General features: G+C 57.3%; 19 protein-coding genes. 8 read left to right on the top strand and 11 right to left on the bottom strand.

The window, feature by feature from the left end:
• Positions 1 to 2 precede the first annotated feature (2 nt).
• Positions 3 to 872 (top strand): TauD/TfdA dioxygenase family protein, encoded by an 870-nt coding sequence (locus L6D82_RS20195; RefSeq protein WP_102686671.1) that lies wholly within the window; start codon positions 3 to 5, stop codon positions 870 to 872.
• 55 nt (positions 873 to 927) lie between these two features.
• On the opposite strand, the gene L6D82_RS20190 is transcribed toward L6D82_RS20195, so the two are convergent.
• The 5 genes from L6D82_RS20190 to L6D82_RS20170 form a co-directional block, all read right to left on the bottom strand.
• Positions 928 to 1,617 (bottom strand): hypothetical protein, encoded by a 690-nt coding sequence (locus L6D82_RS20190; RefSeq protein WP_236191283.1) that lies wholly within the window; start codon positions 1,615 to 1,617, stop codon positions 928 to 930.
• Positions 1,586 to 2,626: a GSCFA domain-containing protein gene (locus L6D82_RS20185; RefSeq protein WP_236191281.1), complete on the bottom strand. Its 1,041-nt coding sequence runs from the start codon at positions 2,624 to 2,626 to the stop codon at positions 1,586 to 1,588. Before L6D82_RS20185 ends, L6D82_RS20190 begins: the two co-directional genes overlap by 32 nt.
• A gap of 37 nt (positions 2,627 to 2,663) precedes the next feature.
• Positions 2,664 to 3,179 (bottom strand): GNAT family N-acetyltransferase, encoded by a 516-nt coding sequence (locus L6D82_RS20180; protein ID WP_129972663.1) that lies wholly within the window; start codon positions 3,177 to 3,179, stop codon positions 2,664 to 2,666.
• A gap of 166 nt (positions 3,180 to 3,345) precedes the next feature.
• On the bottom strand, positions 3,346 to 3,759 hold the full coding sequence (locus tag L6D82_RS20175; RefSeq protein WP_102686674.1) for a cupin domain-containing protein: 414 nt from the start codon (positions 3,757 to 3,759) through the stop codon (positions 3,346 to 3,348).
• Positions 3,760 to 3,789: 30 nt separating this feature from the next.
• On the bottom strand, positions 3,790 to 4,545 hold the full coding sequence (locus L6D82_RS20170) for an SDR family oxidoreductase (protein ID WP_102686675.1): 756 nt from the start codon (positions 4,543 to 4,545) through the stop codon (positions 3,790 to 3,792).
• 251 nt (positions 4,546 to 4,796) lie between these two features.
• On the opposite strand from L6D82_RS20170, the gene L6D82_RS20165 reads away from it, so the two are divergent.
• Positions 4,797 to 6,365 (top strand): winged helix-turn-helix domain-containing tetratricopeptide repeat protein, encoded by a 1,569-nt coding sequence (locus L6D82_RS20165; protein WP_236191279.1) that lies wholly within the window; start codon positions 4,797 to 4,799, stop codon positions 6,363 to 6,365.
• 16 nt (positions 6,366 to 6,381) lie between these two features.
• Here the strand turns inward: L6D82_RS20165 and L6D82_RS20160 are convergent, their stop codons facing one another.
• From L6D82_RS20160 to L6D82_RS20145, 4 genes are all read right to left on the bottom strand, one after another.
• Positions 6,382 to 6,741, bottom strand: coding sequence for a hypothetical protein (locus L6D82_RS20160; RefSeq protein ID WP_236191277.1), 360 nt, complete (start codon positions 6,739 to 6,741; stop codon positions 6,382 to 6,384).
• An 83-nt stretch (positions 6,742 to 6,824) separates the two neighbouring features.
• Positions 6,825 to 7,079 (bottom strand): transmembrane sensor/regulator PpyR, encoded by a 255-nt coding sequence (locus tag L6D82_RS20155; RefSeq protein WP_236191275.1) that lies wholly within the window; start codon positions 7,077 to 7,079, stop codon positions 6,825 to 6,827.
• Positions 7,080 to 7,306: 227 nt separating this feature from the next.
• Entirely contained in the window at positions 7,307 to 7,945 is a 639-nt protein-coding gene (locus L6D82_RS20150; protein ID WP_236191335.1) for a response regulator transcription factor, read from the bottom strand.
• A 153-nt stretch (positions 7,946 to 8,098) separates the two neighbouring features.
• Positions 8,099 to 10,066 (bottom strand): alkyl/aryl-sulfatase, encoded by a 1,968-nt coding sequence (locus L6D82_RS20145; RefSeq protein ID WP_236191274.1) that lies wholly within the window; start codon positions 10,064 to 10,066, stop codon positions 8,099 to 8,101.
• 105 nt (positions 10,067 to 10,171) lie between these two features.
• Here L6D82_RS20145 and L6D82_RS20140 point away from each other — a divergent pair, with 105 nt between their 5' ends.
• The 6 genes from L6D82_RS20140 (at position 10,172) to L6D82_RS20115 (ending at position 15,017) form a co-directional block, all read left to right on the top strand.
• Positions 10,172 to 11,095 carry a LysR family transcriptional regulator gene (locus tag L6D82_RS20140; protein ID WP_236191271.1) on the top strand — a complete coding sequence of 308 codons (924 nt, stop codon included), beginning with the start codon at positions 10,172 to 10,174 and terminating at the stop codon, positions 11,093 to 11,095.
• A 280-nt stretch (positions 11,096 to 11,375) separates the two neighbouring features.
• Positions 11,376 to 12,551: an N-methyl-L-tryptophan oxidase gene (solA, locus tag L6D82_RS20135; protein WP_236191269.1), complete on the top strand. Its 1,176-nt coding sequence runs from the start codon at positions 11,376 to 11,378 to the stop codon at positions 12,549 to 12,551.
• 55 nt (positions 12,552 to 12,606) lie between these two features.
• Complete coding sequence (locus L6D82_RS20130) at positions 12,607 to 13,008, top strand: hypothetical protein (protein ID WP_236191267.1); 402 nt, start codon at positions 12,607 to 12,609, stop codon at positions 13,006 to 13,008.
• An 87-nt stretch (positions 13,009 to 13,095) separates the two neighbouring features.
• Entirely contained in the window at positions 13,096 to 13,548 is a 453-nt protein-coding gene (locus tag L6D82_RS20125; RefSeq protein ID WP_236191265.1) for a hypothetical protein, read from the top strand.
• 90 nt (positions 13,549 to 13,638) lie between these two features.
• Entirely contained in the window at positions 13,639 to 13,893 is a 255-nt protein-coding gene (locus tag L6D82_RS20120) for a hypothetical protein (RefSeq protein ID WP_236191263.1), read from the top strand.
• Positions 13,894 to 14,024: 131 nt separating this feature from the next.
• Positions 14,025 to 15,017, top strand: a complete 993-nt coding sequence (locus tag L6D82_RS20115; RefSeq protein WP_236191261.1) for a hypothetical protein — start codon at positions 14,025 to 14,027, stop codon at positions 15,015 to 15,017.
• Between the two features lie 77 nt (positions 15,018 to 15,094).
• On the opposite strand, the gene L6D82_RS20110 is transcribed toward L6D82_RS20115, so the two are convergent.
• A complete protein-coding gene (locus tag L6D82_RS20110) occupies positions 15,095 to 16,906 on the bottom strand; it encodes a hypothetical protein (protein ID WP_236191259.1) in 1,812 nt (603 codons plus the stop codon).
• 22 nt (positions 16,907 to 16,928) lie between these two features.
• Positions 16,929 to 17,471, bottom strand: a complete 543-nt coding sequence (locus tag L6D82_RS20105; RefSeq protein ID WP_236191257.1) for a YfbU family protein — start codon at positions 17,469 to 17,471, stop codon at positions 16,929 to 16,931.
• Positions 17,472 to 17,507 lie beyond the last annotated feature (36 nt).

Below are 17,507 nucleotides of genomic sequence, written 5' to 3'. Positions count from 1 at the left end.
ACATGGATCAGTTGGCACTCAAGGCAATCGAGCGCATCGCCGCCGAACGGCGCGCGCCGTATCAGCACATCACGGTCGAGCGAATCACGCCGATCATCGGGGCCGAGATCGGCGGCGTCGATCTGTCGCAACCGTTGAGCGACGAGCAGCTCGCGGAAATCCGCCGGGCCTTTCTGGAGAACCACGTGGTGGTGTTCCGCGATCAACATCTGACGGTGGACGAGCACAAGGCGTTTGGCCGGTTGTTCGGTGAGTTGCGGGCGCTACCGGTGGAAGACATCGACGGCGATGACCCGGAGCTGGTGGTGATCCGCGCCAATGCGCAATCGCGCTACGTGGCCGGCGAAACCTGGCACACCGACGGCACCGCCGATCTGGCGCCGTCCATGGGCTCGATGCTGTACGTCAAGGAAACCCCGGCCATCGGCACCGGCGGCGATACGCTGTTCGCCAACATGCACCTGGCGCTGGAAATGCTGTCGCCGACGATGCAGCAGTTTCTCGGAGAACTGACAGCGATCCACGACGGCGCGATTCCGTGGAAGGGCTATGAGGCGCCGGCCAACCTGCCGAAAACCGAACACCCGGTGGTGGTTCGCCACCCGGAAACCGGTCGCAAAACGCTGTTCGTCAATTCCGGGTTTACGTCGCACATCGTCCAGTTATCCGGCGGGGAAAGCCAGGTGCTGTTGAACATGCTGTTCGATCTGGTGGCTCGCGAACCGGTCCTCAGCTGCCGTGTGCGCTGGGCGCCGAATACGCTGGTGTTCTGGGACAACCGTTGCACCCAGCACCATGCGGTCTGGGATTATTTCCCGCACTCGCGGTATGGCGAGCGGGTAACGATTCTGGGGACGCAGCCCAAGGCTTAATGAACCTGAAAATCCCACGGTGGGAGCGAGCAAGCTCGCTCCCACAGGTTCGGGTCTAAATTCCTCGATTGAGCAGTTGCTCGACGATCAACTGGCCGAACGCCAGATTCCCGTGCAGCGGGTCATCCACTTCGCAGTACGCCGAACGCTGAAAGCCCTGCTCATCATTCGCCGCCGTGCGCACGTCGATCAGCTCGATGCCAAGTCCTTGCAGACGCTCGATCAGCAGCGCCTGCGCGGCCATGAACACTCGCGAGTCGGACAACTCCGGAACCCGCTGCGGCGGCAATACGGCGAACACCTTGAGGTTCATCGCCCGGGCCTGTTCATAGAACGCCAGTGCAGGCCGGGACAAGGTGTCGACAATGGATTCGAACAGCGGCCCGGCGAAAAAACCTTCGTCGAATTCGCCGTCCAGGGTCTGGTAGCACGTCCAGTTCGGCGCGGTCGCGAGGTAGTGCAGGCTCAGGCCAATGGTACTCACCAGCGGCACGCCGACCTTCGCCAGTTGCGGCACTTCGAACGGCTCAAGGGCCTGGCGATACAGGCGCTCCATCTCGGCTTCCCGAAACACCACGTCATGGCGGGTCAGGCTGAAAAAGTCGACCGCGAAATCCCGGCCGGTGCCCAGCGGGCCGCCGCTGAAAGGCAGCTCGCGGGCCTGCGCCGCCTTGCCGATGACCCCGGCATGGGAGTCGCCCAGCAGCAGAAACCTAGGCGTAGTAATCGAGCACGGCGTCTTCACAGACAAGCTCCTCGCTGGACACGCAGGTGGAGGGCACGCTGGCCGGCGTGTGCACCGGTTGAACCGCATCGAGCCCGGCGAAAAACTGCTGCATGACGAACGCCACGCCTTCGGGCGTGACTTCCCGCTGGTTGGGCTGATAGAACGCGCCCTTGAACGGTGTGCCGGTGATGATTTCGTAGGAAGGGAAATAGTCGACGTCGTGCAGGTCTTCACACAGCTGCCCGGCGACGGCGCGCAGGACCGATTTGGAATAGGTGGTGGCGCTCAGCACATGCTCGCCCGTGGCGGTCGCCGTCAGGGGCACCGGTGACACGGTGAGCAGCAGGCGCAGTTGCGGGTTGATCGAACGCATCAACTCCAGCGCCCGGACCATATCGCCATAGGTGTCCATGAATCCGAAGTTGCAGAACTTGTGAAGCAGCGGATCGAAGGTGCCGCGCACGGTGCCAGGGCACACGGGGTACACCAGTCCGGTCTGGCGGTTTTGCCAGGCTTCGGTCAGGCCGAGGGTAAACACGAACACTTTGGCCTGGCGCAGGGCGGTGCGGATGGCGTCGAGGGTGGCTTCGCGCGATGCGAACAGCGCGTCCTCGCTGGCAAAACCTTCGGGCTCCACGGCGGGGCGGAACGGGTCGAAGAAACGCCCGTCATGGGCCCAGGTTTCGTCGGGGGGCAGGCTCACGCCCAGCGCCCATTCCAGCCATTGGCACAGCATCGCCGGGGTGTACAGATTGCCGGTGCGGAACGAGAACACCCCGTAGTTATGGGCCTTCCAGTCGTCTTTGGGCAGTTCGGTGGGGGCCGGTTCCGCGTCCAGCCAGTTCATGCCGCGTTCCACCAGCGCGCGGCCGATGTGCTGGGCGAAACAGGAGCCAGCGGTGACGATGGCGTCCTTGTTGCCGATCTCGAACTGCGGCGTCCACAGTTGATCGATGTGCAGCGCGGGCTTGTCAGCCACGGCGGTGCGCCAGAAAGCGCGGGGTGGCAGGCATTGATAAGGATTCACGACGAGGGCCTCCTTGGCGGTCGCTGATAAAACGGGGTCAGCTGATTTGATAGCGGTAGATCAGGTCGTCAAACCACCGATCTCCAATCTGATAGGCCTGTGGCACGCGGCGCTCGAATACAAAACCGCATTTCTCCAACACCTTGCAGGAGGCGATATTACCGTCGGTCACGGTCGACTCCAACGAGTCCAGGCCGATGACGGCGGCATAGTCGATGATCGCCTGCCGCGACTCGGTGCCAAAGCCTTTGCCCTGATGCTCGGGCAACAGCAGGCAACCCACCTCGGCATGCCCCGGCGACAGGATACGAAATCCGGTCACGCCCAGTTCCTGCCCGCTGGCCCTGTCGGTCACCACCAGACACAACCAGTGATCCGACTGCGGCCCCCAGGCCGGAAGCCGATGCTCGAAGCCTTTGCGCACCTGGTCCTCGGCGATTTCACCGAACACGTACTGCATGGTTTGCGGCTCGGAGTGCAGCCTGAGGAACAGCGGCCAGTCGGATTCGACCATCGTGCGCAGGTCAAGGCGTTGCGTGGCGAGTTCGAGCATCCGCTGCTCCTTGCAAGGGCGGAAAGGGAAGACGGTTTTTTACTGGGTGTGGGGCGAAAGATCAATGCTTTGATCGGGCATGTTTTGCAACGCCGACCTTGATCGCGCCCCGTAGCGGTACTCTCCGGCAGCCACGCTGCCGGAGGTGGATTGGCGTAAGGATCGGTTACGGCTTGACCGGTTTGACCAGGTCGGTCTCGCTGCTGTCGAGCACGAACACCGCCAGCAGACGGGACGGCTCAGTGGTGCTGGCATTGGCGCTCACCGCGTGGAAGTCACCCGGTTGCTCGACGAAGTTTTCCCCGGCCTTGTAGACCTTCTCCGGCGCGTCACCGACCTTGCTGCGCACGGCGCCCTCAAGCACCGTGGCGTAGATGAACGCGGACTTCGGATGGAAGTGCGCCGGCGAAGATCCACCGGGCGCGTATTCCACCAGCACGCCCCGCATGGATTTGCCCGGAACGTTGGGCAGGGCGCGGTCGAACACCACGGTGACCTTGCCCGCCTGCGGTTCGGCGGCCGAGGCAGATGATATCGACAGGGCCGCAAACGTGGCGGCCAGCAGGATTCGGCTGAACATGGCGATACTCCTTCAATTGAGTGGGGTGTTTCAGCGCTGGGTCGATTTCGCCAGCCAGTCTTCAAAGCGGGTTGGGCCCAGGCGCGGGTTGCTGCTGCCGGGGGTGAGCGACTGGTCGTCGAGCTCGCCGCCAAAGTAGCGGGCGTGGACGTCCGGGATCACTTTGCGGGTGTCGTGGGTGGCGCGGAAAAAACGCCGGACCAGCTCGTCGAGGGGCATGGCTTCGGGGCCGGCGATTTCCTGCGTGCCGTTGATCGGCGCTGCCAAGGCAACGTCGGTGAGGGCAGCGGCGACATCGTCGGAGGCCATGGGCTGGATCAGTGCCGGCGACAGGCGCACTTCCTCGCCGACGGTGGCGGATTGGGCGATGCCGCCGACAAATTCGAAGAATTGCGTGGCCCGCACTAGGGTGTACGGAATGCTCGACGCCTTGATCAGGTTCTCCTGCGCGACCTTGGCGCGGAAGTAGCCGTTGGCAGGCGAGCGCTCACTGGCGACGATCGACAGCGCCACGTGATGGCGAACCCCAGCGGCGGCTTCGGCGGCGAGGAGGTTGCGAGTGGAGGTCTCGAAGAAGTCGAGTACAGCCTGGTCTTCCCACGAAGGGGCGTTGGAAACGTCGACCACCACCTGGGCGCCGTCCATCGCTTCGGCCAGGCCTTCGCGGGTGATGCTGTTGACGCCGGTGTTAGGGGAGGCGGCGAGTGCATCGTGGCCGCGTTCGCGCAGATTGTTCACAAGTTTCGATCCGATGAGGCCGGTGCCTCCGATAACGACGATCTTCATGGCAACTCTCCACTTGCCGACGGCAACCATTGCTGTCGATGTGGGTTGAGCATGCTTGCGGCGCTCGGGCAAATCCTTGTGGTGACCTTGGATTTGTCTTGGTTTTTTGTCCAGACAGGCCAATCCGTCGGCAGATGCGTAGACCAGTGTGCAGACCGGTGCGGCGGCCCGAGGTCTGCCGTATGATCGAGCGCAAAACAATCGCCTGCCCGGACACGGCGTCGCGGGCGCCAGACCAGAGAACAGCCACCGTGCAATTTGTGTTTGAAGACTACCTGCTCGACCAGCAGCGCCGGGAACTGACCTGTCACGGGCAAGTCGTGACGGTCGGGCCGCAGGTCTTCGATCTGCTGTTGCTGCTGGTCAGCAACCGCGAGCGGGTGGTGAGCAAGGACGAACTGTTGAGCGCCGTATGGAGCGGCCGGATCGTTTCCGAATCGACCATCACCAGCCACATCAACGCCGTGCGCAAGGCCATCGGCGACACTGGCGAGCAGCAGCGCCTGGTGCGCACGGTGCCGCGCAAGGGCTATCGCTTTGTCGGTGAAATCATCCCGTGCGATAGCCCCGTCAATACGCCTGAAGCGCCTGCGAAACCCGAGGTGGCCGCGACACTTGTCCTGCCGGAAAAACCTTCGATCACCGTCCTGCCATTCCAGAACCTCAGCGGCGACCCCGAGCAGGACTACTTCGCCGACGGCATCGTCGAAGACATCATCACCGCGTTGTCGCGCCTGCGCTGGCTGTTCGTCATCGCTCGCAACTCCAGTTTCACCTACAAGGGCAGGGCGGTGGATGCGCGAGGCGTCGGTCAGGAACTGGGTGTGCGTTACGTGCTGGAAGGCAGCGTGCGCAAGAGCGGCAACAAGATCCGCATCACCGGCCAGTTGATTGATGCGTGCAGCGGCACGCACCTGTGGGCCGAGCGCTTCGAAGGCCTGCTCGACGATATTTTCGAACTCCAGGATCAAGTGGCCGAGAGCGTAGTGGGCGCCATTGCGCCGCAGCTTGAACGCGCGGAAATCGAGCGGGCCAAACGCAAGCCCACCGACAGCCTCGATGCCTATGATTACTACCTGCGGGGCACGGCCAAACTGCACATCGGCACCCAAGAGGCGATCGAGCAGGCACTGGCGTTGTTCTCCCGGGCGATTGAACTGGATCCGGAATTCGCCTCGGCGTATGGCATGGCCGCGTGGTGCCACTTCTGGCGCAAGCTCAACGGCTGGATGACCGACCGGCCCCGGGAAATCGCCGAAGGTGCGCGGCTGGCGCGAATGGGTGTGGAACTGGGGCGCGATGACGCCGTGGCGCTGACCCGCTGCGGTCATGCCCTGGCCCATCTGACCGGGGATGTCGATTGTGGCATTGCTTTGCTGGATCGGGCTCGAGTGCTCAACCCCAATCTGGCGCCGGCCTGGTATCTCGGCGGTATCCTGCGCGCCTTGGGTGGCGAAACCGAAGCCGCCATTGCCAACCTCGAGCATGCCGTGCGCCTGAGCCCGCTGGATCCGGAAATGTTCCGCATGCAGGTCGGGATGGCGCTGGCGCACTTCTTCGCCGGTCGCTTCGAATGTTCGGTTTCCTGGGCCGAGAAAGCGCAGGGAAACCTGCCCAGTCTGCTGGTAGCGGCGGCCCTGATCGCCGCCAGCCACGCGCTCAATGGGCGAGCCGACAAAGCCGGGCAGGCCATGGAACGGGTGCGTCAGCTGGACCCGACGTTGCGGGTGTCCAGCCTGAGCGCGTGGCTGCCCATTCAACGGCCTGAAGACGTCGCCCGGTTTGCCGAAGGTTTACGGTTGGCGGGTTTGCCGGAGTAAGGGCTCAGCCAGCCAATCAATCCATCGAAAAATGCATTCGCATGTTCATCGCGGCATCGTACTGATTGCTGGCAACACGGCGTTCGAGCAGGCGATCGGAGCCGCCTTCGGCCACGCGGCGTTCGATCAGTTGGTCCGATCCTCCCTCGGCAACACGACGCTCCATCAGCCGATCCGAACCCCCTTCGGCAATCTGGGTCGGCGCCTTTCTGGCCCGGTGCTGTTGCACCGATGAAGTTTCTGAATCCGGAGCACTGGTTTCCTGCCTGTTCGCCACTGGCATATCGGGCAGGCAACTTGCACCGAATGCATGTGTGGCAACTATCCAGGTGGCTGAAACAATGGCGACGGGTAATACCAATCCAATAGTTTTCATCGTGATCATCCTGAGTCGTGGTGGGATTTCGTTAATGAACTTCCGGGTTGCAACCAGACAGGTTTGAATCCAATCAAATACGTCTAATGGGAAATGCCGCGTTCCTGCGCGACCAAGCGAATGCGGTTGTGCGCAATCAGGCGCATCACATAACCCAACTTGATCGCCGTCGGCCCAAGGATCGTCATCCCGTGCGCACCGACCAGCGTGGGCAAGGTCAGGTGAGCGTCAAACACATAAGCCAGGAAAACCCCCACCATCAACATGCCCAGGCCGCCGATCAGCAATATGTGGGACAACTTCAGCACGCGATGCGAGTCTTCAAAAAAGTCATACATGTTGATCAGCCATCCCTGAATTCATGAGTGGGTGGGCAAATGTCGACGCGAACGGAAACCGCGAAGTCAATGACTTTGCCGGTCGTTGCATTTGATGGAGGAATTTTACTGTTGGCGGTAGGGATCAACCATGTTGCATAAGTCTGGTTTTATCCTGCCCGAGTATGGAGAAGTCATACCAACGTATATAAACAACTTTCAATGTGCGCTGAACAAGAGCGTTACATCTAATGGTTAATGCCCAGACTTTCGGCCATTCGAACCAGATCGGCGAACGACTGCGCGCGAATCTTGCGCATGGCCTGGCTGCGATGGATTTTCACGGTGATCTCGCTCAGGCCGATGGCACTGGCGATCTGCTTGTTCATTAAGCCCGAAACGGCCAATGCCATCACCGATTGCTCTCTGACCGTCAGTGTCCCGTGGCGTGTGCGCAATTCATGATGGCGGCGTTCGCACTCGCGGCGCGACCTGTCCCGCGTATGCGCGGCGACCACGGCGTCGATCATGGCCTGCTCGCGAAACGGTTTTTCCAGGAAATCGACGGCACCGGCTTTCATGGCGCGAACGGTCATGGCGATGTCGCCGTACCCGGTCATGAAAATGATCGGCAAATGGATGTTGGCGTCGGCGAGCGCCTGCTGAAAGACCAGCCCGCTGGTGCCTTGCAATCGCACATCCAGCACCAGGCAACTGGGCAGGTCAGGTCGCTGGTATTGCATGAAGTCGGCGACCGATCCGAACAGCTCGACGCGCAGGCCGATGGAGCGCAGCAGGCTGCCAAGCGACTCGCGCAGAGGGGCGTCATCATCGATGATGAAAACGATGGATTCGGGGTTTCGCTCGGGTGCAGGTTCTACGTCCATACGCTGGATGGCTCCGCGGCGATCGGGTTGCGCAGGATGCTGAACAATCCAATGGAAAGCTTTGCCCGAGCCTCCGGTTTTCATTGGATTTTGCTTGGGTAACCGTCCAGAGGCCATCGACCGGGAGCTTGATCAATCGATGGCCTCGGTGGGTCAGCTGCCTGTCCGGGCGACGATCGCGAAATTCCCCGGCGCCTTTTCCAGCAGCCCCAGGAATCTCACGAGATCGACCTTGCTGCCATCCACCTTCAGATCATCGGAGGTGAGCGTTTCCTTCAGCCCGGCGGTGCCGCTCAGCAGTTGGACGAACAGGTCCTTGGTGACGGTCAGCGTTGCGTTGGCGTTCGCCGCGGTCGGGCCTTTTCGATAGTGCAGCACGGCGTTCTCGATCCACAGCACGAACGATTCATTGGTATCGGTCAGCACCAGATTGAAGGTCCAGTTCTTGCCATCCGCCGCCGGCCCGTCAAGGCTTGCGGCCATGGCTTCGAGGAAGCGCTCAGTGGGCGTCTGCTTCATCAGTTCGATCAGATCGGAGCGTTTGACGCCCTTGGCTGGCGGGCCGTTGCGCAGCTCCATGGCCGCGGTCAGGTAGCTGTTGCGCCAGGTCGCCGATTCCGCCTGATAGCCCATCTGTTCGTACGCGCGGGCAAGCAGTTCTTTGGCGGCCGTGTCGTCGGGTTTGACGAGCACGGCCTGATCCAGCAGCTCGGCGACCCAGCGGTATTCGCCCTTGTCATAGGCTGCGCGAGCGGCTTCGAGCACCTTGGCATTGCCCCCCATCAATTCGACGTAGCGCTTTGCCGATTCCTTGGGCACCAGCGGATTCAAGTGCGCGGGGTTGCCATCGTAGGCGCCCAGGTACATCTGGTAGATCGCCTTGACGTTGTGGCGCAGATCGCCGTAATAGCCACGGGTGCCGAAGTACGAGGCCAGCGAATCCGGAAGTTGGATCTTGTCGGCGATCTCGTTGGGGGTGTAACCGGCGTTCATCAGGCGCACGGTCTGGTCGTGCAGGTATTTGTAGACGTCGCGGTGTTTGGTGATGAATTCGCGGATCCGCTCGTTGCCCCAGATCGGCCAGTTGTGCTGACCGAAATAGACCTCAGTGTCGCCCAACTCATCCAGGGCGATTTGCGTGTATTCGGACCAGCGCAGCGCATCGCGCACCTTGGCGCCACGGATCGGCAAGAGGTTGTGCATGGTCTGCGCCAGCAGCTCCGCACCGCCATACGCCTTGAGCGCGGGGATCGAAAAGGTCAGCTCGGCCGGGGCTTCCGCGCCGGGCATGTTGTGGAACACGAAGCTGACGCCGTCGAGCACCAGCGGCTGGATCGGCTGGTCGATGATCTGCGTCGGCGGCAGGATGCCCATGCTGCCGTAGGCGACGTTTTTGCCCAGACCGGTGTCGACGATGCCGGTGGCGCCCGGCGTCAGGTTCTTGCCGAACTGATACATCGAACGCCGCGCCATCGCCGGGCCCGCCAGGATGTTTTCGCTGGTGGCTTCCTCCATGAACCCGGCTGGCGCAACGATGGGAATGTTTCGCTGGGCCACTTCGCTGCTTGAGGTGATGCCCAGCACACCGCCGAAATGGTCGGCATGGTCGTGGGTGAAAATGATCGCGGTGACAGGCTTGTTGCCCAGATGCTCGCGCGCAAATGCCAACGCCGCTGCGGCAGATTCACGGGAGGTCAGCGGGTCGACCACGATCCAGCCGGTCTGCCCGTCGATCAGCGTCATGTTGGCGATGTCGAATCCGCGCAACTGGTAAATCCCATCGCGAACCTTGAACAGACCGATCTGCGCGTTGAGCATCGCGTGCCGCCACAGGCTAGGGTTGACGGTGGCTGGCGCCTGGCCTTCGACGAAGCGGTACGCATCGAAATCGATCAGCACATTGCCGTCGGAGCTGAGGATCTTGCCGGTGGGCCGGGCGATGAAACCGCGCTGGGCATCTTCCATGTCCCGGTTGTCGCTGAGGTCCAGGCCCTTGATCGACGCCTGGATCACCGCTGCCGTGGCGGGCGTGGCGTCGCCGGCTGCGACGCTGGGTTTGTTGTCACAGCCGCCGAGTGACACCAGCGTCAGGGCGAGGATCGTGTAGAGGGTCGGTTTCATTCTTGTTGTTCTCCGAGGGTCGAATGCGCTCCAGCCTAGGGGCAGGGCGGTGATGTATCCAATGCATTGTTTACATCCGGATAATGCGTCGCTAGCATCGGGCGAATGGACCTCAAACGACTGTCACACCTTCTCGCGCTGGCCGATGAACGCCATTTCGGTCGCGCGGCCGAGCGCGTTCACCTCAGCCAGCCGGCCCTGAGCCGCAGCATTCAGGCGCTGGAAAGCGAAACCGGGCAGCGCCTGTTCGACCGCGACAGCGGCGATGTCCGCCCGACGCCGGCGGGGGAGTTTCTGATCGAGCGGGCGCGGCGGCTGCTGTTCGATGCCCGGTCGCTGGAGCGGGACATGGCGCTCTACAGCGACCGCCAACTGGGCAGCCTCGCCTTCGGCGTCGGCCCGTTCCCGGCGGCGATGTTGATGCATCAGGTGGTGCCGCGACTGCGCCTGGATCACCCGGCAGTCACCCTGCGTGTCGAGGTGAACAACTGGCAGATTCTCGAAGCGCGGCTGCGCGCTGAAGCGATCGAATTCTTCGTTGCCGACATCCGCAACTTCACGGCGGAATCCGACCTGCTGATCCGCTCGCTTGGCCAGGTTTCGGCAGGCTTCTTCGTACGACCGGAGCACCCATTGGCCGGGCGTAAAGTGGTGATGGGCGAACTGGAAGGCTACGGCATCGCCACGACGCGCCTGCCGGAAGTGGTGAAACTCGAGACTGCCCGAACCCTCGGCATCTCCACCCGCCAGGCACTGCCCATCGTGCTGGAGTGTGATGATGTGGCGTTGCTCAAAACCGTCGCTGGTTCAACCGACACTATCCTCGGCGTCATCCATGGCGCCGTGGCTGGAGATATTCGGGTGGGCCGTTTGATTGAGCTTCACGTTGTCGACAGGCCGGGATTTCATTCCGAAATTGGTGTAGTGAGCTTGCACGGCAGGAGCCTGTCGCCGACGGCTTTGTGTGTGATCGAGGCGGTTGTTGCCGAGATGCAATCCGTTCACGTCGAACAATCCCCACGTCTTTAGAGATACGTCCTACAGCCACGATTTTCCTGCTTCGTTAACGTCGTGCAGCCCCTTGCGAGGGGTTGTCGATGCATGAACGAAAGGACAATCAGTGGCTGGTCAAAAGGACATTCCCCGGGTTCCCAACCTCAAATTTCGCTTGATTACAGTTAGTACCGACAGACAACCTGATTGAATTAGCCCGGCTCCCGCATTTTTGCCTGGGCGCGGCGTTCAACGGATTGTTTTCCATCGCCTGATCCGCTTCACTGTGGCTCTTTTGTCTGAGCGGAAATCAATCATGGAACGATGCGAAGCACTGGTCATCGGCCTCGGCGCCATGGGCGCGGCCACGGTGTATCAACTGGCGAAAGCCGGGGTCAACTTGGTCGGCATCGACCGCCATCATCCGCCGCACACATTCGGCTCCAGCCATGGCGACACCCGCATCACCCGACTGTCTGTGGGCGAGGGCGCACAATACGTGCCCATCGTGCGCAACTCCCACCGCATCTGGCGTGAACTGGAAGCGCTGTCGGGCGAGTCGCTGTTCGAACAGTCCGGCCTGCTGGTGCTGACCTCCAGCCCCGACTTCGATCCCACCGACGAAACCGACTTTACCCTGCGCACCATCGCCCTGGCGCAGACCTACGGCATCGAACACGAAGTCCTCGACGCTGCCCAGATCCGCCAGCGCTTTCCGCAGTTTGCCCAGGTGCGCGACGACGCCATTGGCTACTTCGAGCCCGAAGGCGGTTTTGTACGGCCCGAACGCTGCATCGACGTGCAACTGAGGTTGGCCGAACAACACGGCGCCACGCTGTACAAGGGCGAGACCGTGACCCACATCAGCTCGGACGAACAGGGCGTCACCGTCACCACCGACCAGCGCACTGTGCGCGCGGCCAAACTGGTGGTCACCGCCGGCAACTGGGCGGGCGGCTTGCTCGGCGCGCCGTTCGACAGACTGCTCAGCGTCTATCGGCAAAAACTGTTCTGGTTCGAAACCGAGCCCGACGCAGGACTGGTCGGCAACTCACCCACGTTCATCTTCACCCACGGCCCGGACGACGATTTCTATGGCTTTCCCGCGTTGCCGGGGGAGGGCAGTTTGAAGGTGGCTACGGCGCAATATCACAGCACGTCCACGCCTGAAACTCTAAATCGCACAGTCTCGGCCGAGGAAGAACGCGAGATGTACGAGCAGCAGGTGCAGGGGAGGATTGCCGGGCTGACGGATCGGGTAGTGAAGTCAGCGGTTTGCGCCTACACCGTTACGCCGGATCGGCATTTCATCATTGATGAGCATCCACGGTTGCAGCACACGTTGGTGGTGTCGGCGTGTTCCGGGCATGGGTTCAAACACTCGGCGGCGCTGGGGGAGGCGTTTGCGCAGTGGTGTTTGCGGGGGGAGAGTGAGCTGGATCTTTCGTTGTTTTCGGTGGGGCGGTTTGAGCAAGAGTGCCAATCTCTATGATTCATGAACTTTGGCAGAAATCCGATGGCTGTCAGACAAAGGTATCGAACCGCAAATGAGCAAATTGGATTGCAGATATGGGTATGTGATTGTCGATCAGACTGACAGCTTGCCCTATAAGGCGAGCCTGCTTCGCGATGAAGTAGAGGATGCATTCTGGGAAGAGGTAAACCACGAACTCAAGCCTCTGATGACTGCTGCCGAGTCGGGAGACAAGGCTGTGATCGCCGAGGCATTCAGTGAGTTTGCTCCTTGGGTCAACGCGACGAACGAATTGGAAAGTCGTATATCCAGCCTCCACATCCACCGGACGTCAGATGTTTATGAATGCACGAACTGTGGGCGTCTTTGGGTGCAAAAGGGCGCGAGTAATCAGTTCGTTTCCTATGTTCCTGAAGAGGGTGGATATCAGGCTATCTTGTCGGAGGCGTTGGGCGATTCCGAGAGCCTGGATTGAGCGGGTCGGTGCAGAACTGTTCGTCTCTACCCAACAGGTCTCCAAGGTTACGTGATGAAAAGGAAGGCATTGAAAAGAAAAGAATTAATGGCTGCATTTCTGGCCAGCGCAGCTGCCGAACCGCCTCGCGTGTTTGACCCTGATTGCATGATCCGGATACCCGATTGTCATTCGATCATCGAGGTACTTCGCCTTATCAAACATGGCGGACCAGAGTGGGCGAGTCGTTATGTTTCGATGTGGTTTGATGGCGCATCGAATGGCTGGGTGCTGGTGTATCCGCTACAGGAGACGAGTGAGCCGTACTTCGACTTCATGTACACGGGCGATATGGCGCCTCAGAAGGTTTTTTCCGAGCTGCTTGCGAAGTATCCGCAGTGCAGGGTCATGGATTGGTCTGTTGGGCGCATTGCTTGTGTCATTGTTGAGGGTGAGGAGGTTGAGAGGCTGGCGGAGATCATTCGGGCGTTTACTGAAGCAGCTTGGGGGGAGGGCGTGGCGGTTGTTGATGTTTCGTATGAGGAGATGGGAAGGGCGTGATCAGAGTCTCAAAGGTGGCGCGGGAAGGCTGTCTATTTTCTGAAGAACACGGTTCTTTCCTCGGATCGACATTTCCAGGTAGAGAATCACATGAGCACATTGTCGACATTGATCACGCAGGCGCGTGAAGGGTTATGCATCCAGCAGGGTATTCCTCAAGAAAAATGGGAGGCGATCGCCGCTCACTGCGGACCTGCAGAGATAGCAGAGATCGAAGACCGAATAGCCGCATTGAGGGCTGAGCTGAAAACCATCGAGGAGTGGGATGGTGAAACCATGGTCGATATCAACATCGCCATTTCCCGATTTACTCAGTTGTTGAAACTATCCAATGGCTCATCGTGAACATTTGACTTGTTCAATTATGGTCGAGAGCCGCCGTTCGTGAGCGGCTGCTCTCGGCCAAGAGCGGACGTCTGTTAAGGGTTGGGTCTATCTTGTTCTTTTGATACGTTGCTTCGGAAGGTATGGAACCCATGTCTGATTTTTTTGAAGAAACACCTGCCGCCATCCAATGGGCGGAAGAGGCTGAGCGTCGACACCAAGCGGGAAAATTTGGCGAAATTGTGCGCGCGGTGATCTGGACGGACGCGCGCGGCCCGGATGGCCAATTGTTGGTCGCTGTCGATCCAGGCAGATTAGTTACCAAGATAAACTGCAATCCGTTCACACTTCTTGAGAATCACGATCCCGGACGGCCAAAGGGGCAACTGCTGGAAAGTGCATCATTTGAAAGTCCTGAAGGTCGAAAGTTTGTCGCCGCAGTCTTGGGATATTACTCAGGAGGGGACGTTCTGAGTTTTCGTGGCTTGGGGATAGATATTGACTTTTCCATTTCGCCTCCTCAACAGCTTCCAAGTCTTTTGGAGGATGTGTGGATCGAGATAGCGACGGATGCAAGGGAGGTGGATGAACATTGGTTGGATCAGGTTACGAGTGACTCACCCGTTAGAGTCGAGCGTTCCGAGCTGTCGCACAATGCAGCAGATTCATTGCAAGAACTCATCAGGATTGGCCTTCCCTACGTACTCCTTGTTTGGAACCCATTCGTGACTGCGATAGCTACAGAGGCTGGTAAAGCTTCCTATGCAGGAATACATGCCTGGTTTCGGAAACTGCTTAGTCGAATGTCCGACAGACGTAACCCTATACTCGACTTTCATTCACATCAAGACGGCTGCCAGGTCTCATTTTTATTCAGAGGTAGAGATGAGAAAAAGCTCCATGAAGCCATGGATGCATTGGCCGGTGCGGCAGCTCAAGCAGCTCGGTTAATTTCCGGGCTGAAATCTCAAGGAAAGATAAGTCGGCAAATGGTCTATGAATTCGATAAAGAAACCCTTCTGTGGGCACCGTCGTTTGTTTTACTGAATGATGATCGGATCATCACCGATAACTTAGCACTTATTGCGATTGAAAATCTTCCGAAGGGGTTGAGTCTCGGTCTGACTCGAAGCAATTTACTCTGAAATAGAGTGAAAAAAGGGAGCAAAAAATGGGGGCGGATTTGTTTATTCGAATAATAAATCCGTCCCCATTTTTTCAGCTAAATTAAAGGTTCGAGTGCAATGTTCGAAAATGAAGAAACTTCTTCATTGGTCCGCAAAAAACTTAAAACCTTTTCACTTCCCATCTTGGAGGATATTAAGAGATCCGGAATGGAATGTTTGGTACCTGGAGCAGAAACCGAGGCGGCGCGGGAAAGGCACTCATAAATCGTCGAAAGGTAGTCAGTTAAATGCATAATCAGTTGAGGCTTAACATTTTTGAAGTGCCCCGTATGAGCAATTTTATTTCGATAGAAATAGATTCTTCGAAGCTGTAACGTGACATCTTCTTGAGTTTTATCAATGCGAGTCTTTATTGATTTTGTCGACTTTAATTCTTCGCGAAGAGTGGATATGCGAAATCTCAAGTGCTCCATTCCATCAGTACAGTCATATAGAGCTTTGGACGTTTCGTCGTCTTTGAGTAAACGGAAAAATTGATCAATCGAAACGTCGCGACCAAATTTTTCAGCTTCAATTCTGAAAAGAGCTTTGGCTTTTTCCGGAACGGAAATCTCATTGGCAATAAGCAAACTTGCAATATAGCTTATTCTCCGACTAACTCCCTGCACAGCATATAACTCGGGAAGAAATTCAAGAATACTCCCGATAATAGTTCCTTCAATTCCAGGGAACAAGGCTTCCAAACTGATCCACAGGTTAAGCATTTTCTGCTCAAGCGAAGAGGTTTCCCTTGCCAAACGTAAGTGCCGAAGAGAGCGACTAAGCTGGTCTTCGGCATGACTATCTAACTGAGACATCAAATTCGTTAATGAAAGAGCTTGGCCTTGTGAATCAAGACTGATCTGCACAGTCATAAACCCAGTCAGTAGACTGACATTAATACAATGCTGATAGCTATGCTGATTTAAACTATAGGTTATCAGCGCGTGGCCAGAAACTTTCAAGCTGGTATCGAATTCAAAAGGAGTAAACGTATCAAGAAATCCGTCCAGCTCCTCCTTAACCTTGATAGCTGCACTTATATAGTCGGTCGCATTTATTGTCGCCCTGCACCACATTCTAGTTTCAAAATCTTTGTGCATTTTTTCCAGATTTTCTGGCTTTATACGTTGAGGCAACTGACTGATGAACTCTAGACAAGATGCTTTCGGAGCTACATGTAGGGCAGCATTTTTATTAGTAGATATTCCGTAGTAAACCTGAAACTCAACACTTGCACCACTCAACCTATCACCAACGAATCTAAGTTGATCTTGAAAACTTTTATCACCATAGCTGTTTAAGTGCCTGAAGGCATCTGATCGGTGATACAAGTAAGTCGGCGAATACCCCTGATTTAACAAATCAGTTATATACAACCCTGTTAATTTTTCAATTTGCTGAATGACTCTCAACGCCGCAGTAGCCGATGCCTCCTGGGTTACTTCTGCCATTAATGCTGCGCGTAAGTTTTCTCGATATACACCCACTCTCCCTAAAATTGATCTGCAGATCACACCAATTTTTTTTAACTGGTATCCATTAGCATGAGAAGATACGAGTTCCTTTACAAAAACTTTGTGCTCAATAAAAAGATCCGAAGCTACTGGATCTGCAGCCAAACAATTATTAAGTTCTTTTAGTGCCGACTCCACATAGGAGCCATTTTTCTCATTCAAAGCAACTTCATCCAAATACACCAACATCTCTTCGCAAGCGCTAAACACATTCATAAGTCGCGCTTGGTGAAAAGGAGGCGTATACATGCGCAACTTCTCGATATAAATTTCTACAAAGAATCTAGCCCTATAGTCCTCACCATAAATTTTTGCCCACACATCGAGCGAGACATACTTCAAAAATCTCATACCACCACTCCTTGGTAAACACTTAGTTTTTAGCGGCCTTAAAAATCGAAGCTAGAAACTGAGGTGGCAGCCTACGAGGAGCATAGCCATCTCCGGGAGCATCATAGAAGACATCGAACATTTTTGAGTAATCGTCTGCTGCAGGAAAGTGAGAGTTTAAATCCCTGCCCATAAAGCGGCTGAACCTCCCCATTCTATTGATTAACATGGATGTAATCGACAAGAATTTAGACTCGCTATTTCCGTCAAATCCTGGAAATTTCAAATTTGTAGTTTTCGATTCCATTTCCGCCCAAAATATATTCAACTCATGTTGATCATAATTTGAGAACGATTCTTCTATGGCGTCCCACATATCTAAGTAGCATATAACGTCGGAAACTTCCTGAGGCATATCCTCACGATTCTCCCCAATTACACCGCCAAACTCCCAATCCAGAGCCCAATCATTGTCGGTGCGAATGGCCTCTTTGATGACCCCTGTATTGTACTCATTAATATTTAGTTTGTCGCAAACATCACTTAGCATTAACAATATTATTTTTTCTGGATTACTAAGCTTCATAAACTACTCCTATACATCACAAGAACCAGACAAGCT

The organism is Pseudomonas paraglycinae, assembly GCF_021601625.1.
In the GTDB taxonomy this organism is placed as follows: Bacteria; Pseudomonadota; Gammaproteobacteria; order Pseudomonadales; family Pseudomonadaceae; genus Aquipseudomonas; species Aquipseudomonas paraglycinae.
The sequence above is the reverse complement of the archived record's forward strand: the minus strand, read 5'-3'. Positions and strand labels throughout refer to the sequence as shown.

Excerpts from the sequence above, each read along its gene's own strand:
- L6D82_RS20195 (WP_102686671.1), top strand. The coding sequence starts at position 3 with ATGGATCAGTTGGCACTCAAGGCAATCGAGCGCATCGCCGCCGAACGG.
- L6D82_RS20180 (WP_129972663.1), bottom strand. The coding sequence starts at position 3,179 with ATGCTCGAACTCGCCACGCAACGCCTTGACCTGCGCACGATGGTCGAA.
- L6D82_RS20175 (WP_102686674.1), bottom strand. The coding sequence starts at position 3,759 with ATGTTCAGCCGAATCCTGCTGGCCGCCACGTTTGCGGCCCTGTCGATA.
- L6D82_RS20170 (WP_102686675.1), bottom strand. The coding sequence starts at position 4,545 with ATGAAGATCGTCGTTATCGGAGGCACCGGCCTCATCGGATCGAAACTT.
- L6D82_RS20160 (WP_236191277.1), bottom strand. The coding sequence starts at position 6,741 with ATGAAAACTATTGGATTGGTATTACCCGTCGCCATTGTTTCAGCCACC.
- L6D82_RS20155 (WP_236191275.1), bottom strand. The coding sequence starts at position 7,079 with ATGTATGACTTTTTTGAAGACTCGCATCGCGTGCTGAAGTTGTCCCAC.
- L6D82_RS20150 (WP_236191335.1), bottom strand. The coding sequence starts at position 7,945 with ATGGACGTAGAACCTGCACCCGAGCGAAACCCCGAATCCATCGTTTTC.
- L6D82_RS20145 (WP_236191274.1), bottom strand. The coding sequence starts at position 10,066 with ATGAAACCGACCCTCTACACGATCCTCGCCCTGACGCTGGTGTCACTC.
- L6D82_RS20140 (WP_236191271.1), top strand. The coding sequence starts at position 10,172 with ATGGACCTCAAACGACTGTCACACCTTCTCGCGCTGGCCGATGAACGC.
- solA (WP_236191269.1), top strand. The coding sequence starts at position 11,376 with ATGGAACGATGCGAAGCACTGGTCATCGGCCTCGGCGCCATGGGCGCG.
- L6D82_RS20130 (WP_236191267.1), top strand. The coding sequence starts at position 12,607 with ATGAGCAAATTGGATTGCAGATATGGGTATGTGATTGTCGATCAGACT.
- L6D82_RS20125 (WP_236191265.1), top strand. The coding sequence starts at position 13,096 with ATGGCTGCATTTCTGGCCAGCGCAGCTGCCGAACCGCCTCGCGTGTTT.
- L6D82_RS20120 (WP_236191263.1), top strand. The coding sequence starts at position 13,639 with ATGAGCACATTGTCGACATTGATCACGCAGGCGCGTGAAGGGTTATGC.
- L6D82_RS20115 (WP_236191261.1), top strand. The coding sequence starts at position 14,025 with ATGTCTGATTTTTTTGAAGAAACACCTGCCGCCATCCAATGGGCGGAA.
- L6D82_RS20110 (WP_236191259.1), bottom strand. The coding sequence starts at position 16,906 with ATGAGATTTTTGAAGTATGTCTCGCTCGATGTGTGGGCAAAAATTTAT.
- L6D82_RS20105 (WP_236191257.1), bottom strand. The coding sequence starts at position 17,471 with ATGAAGCTTAGTAATCCAGAAAAAATAATATTGTTAATGCTAAGTGAT.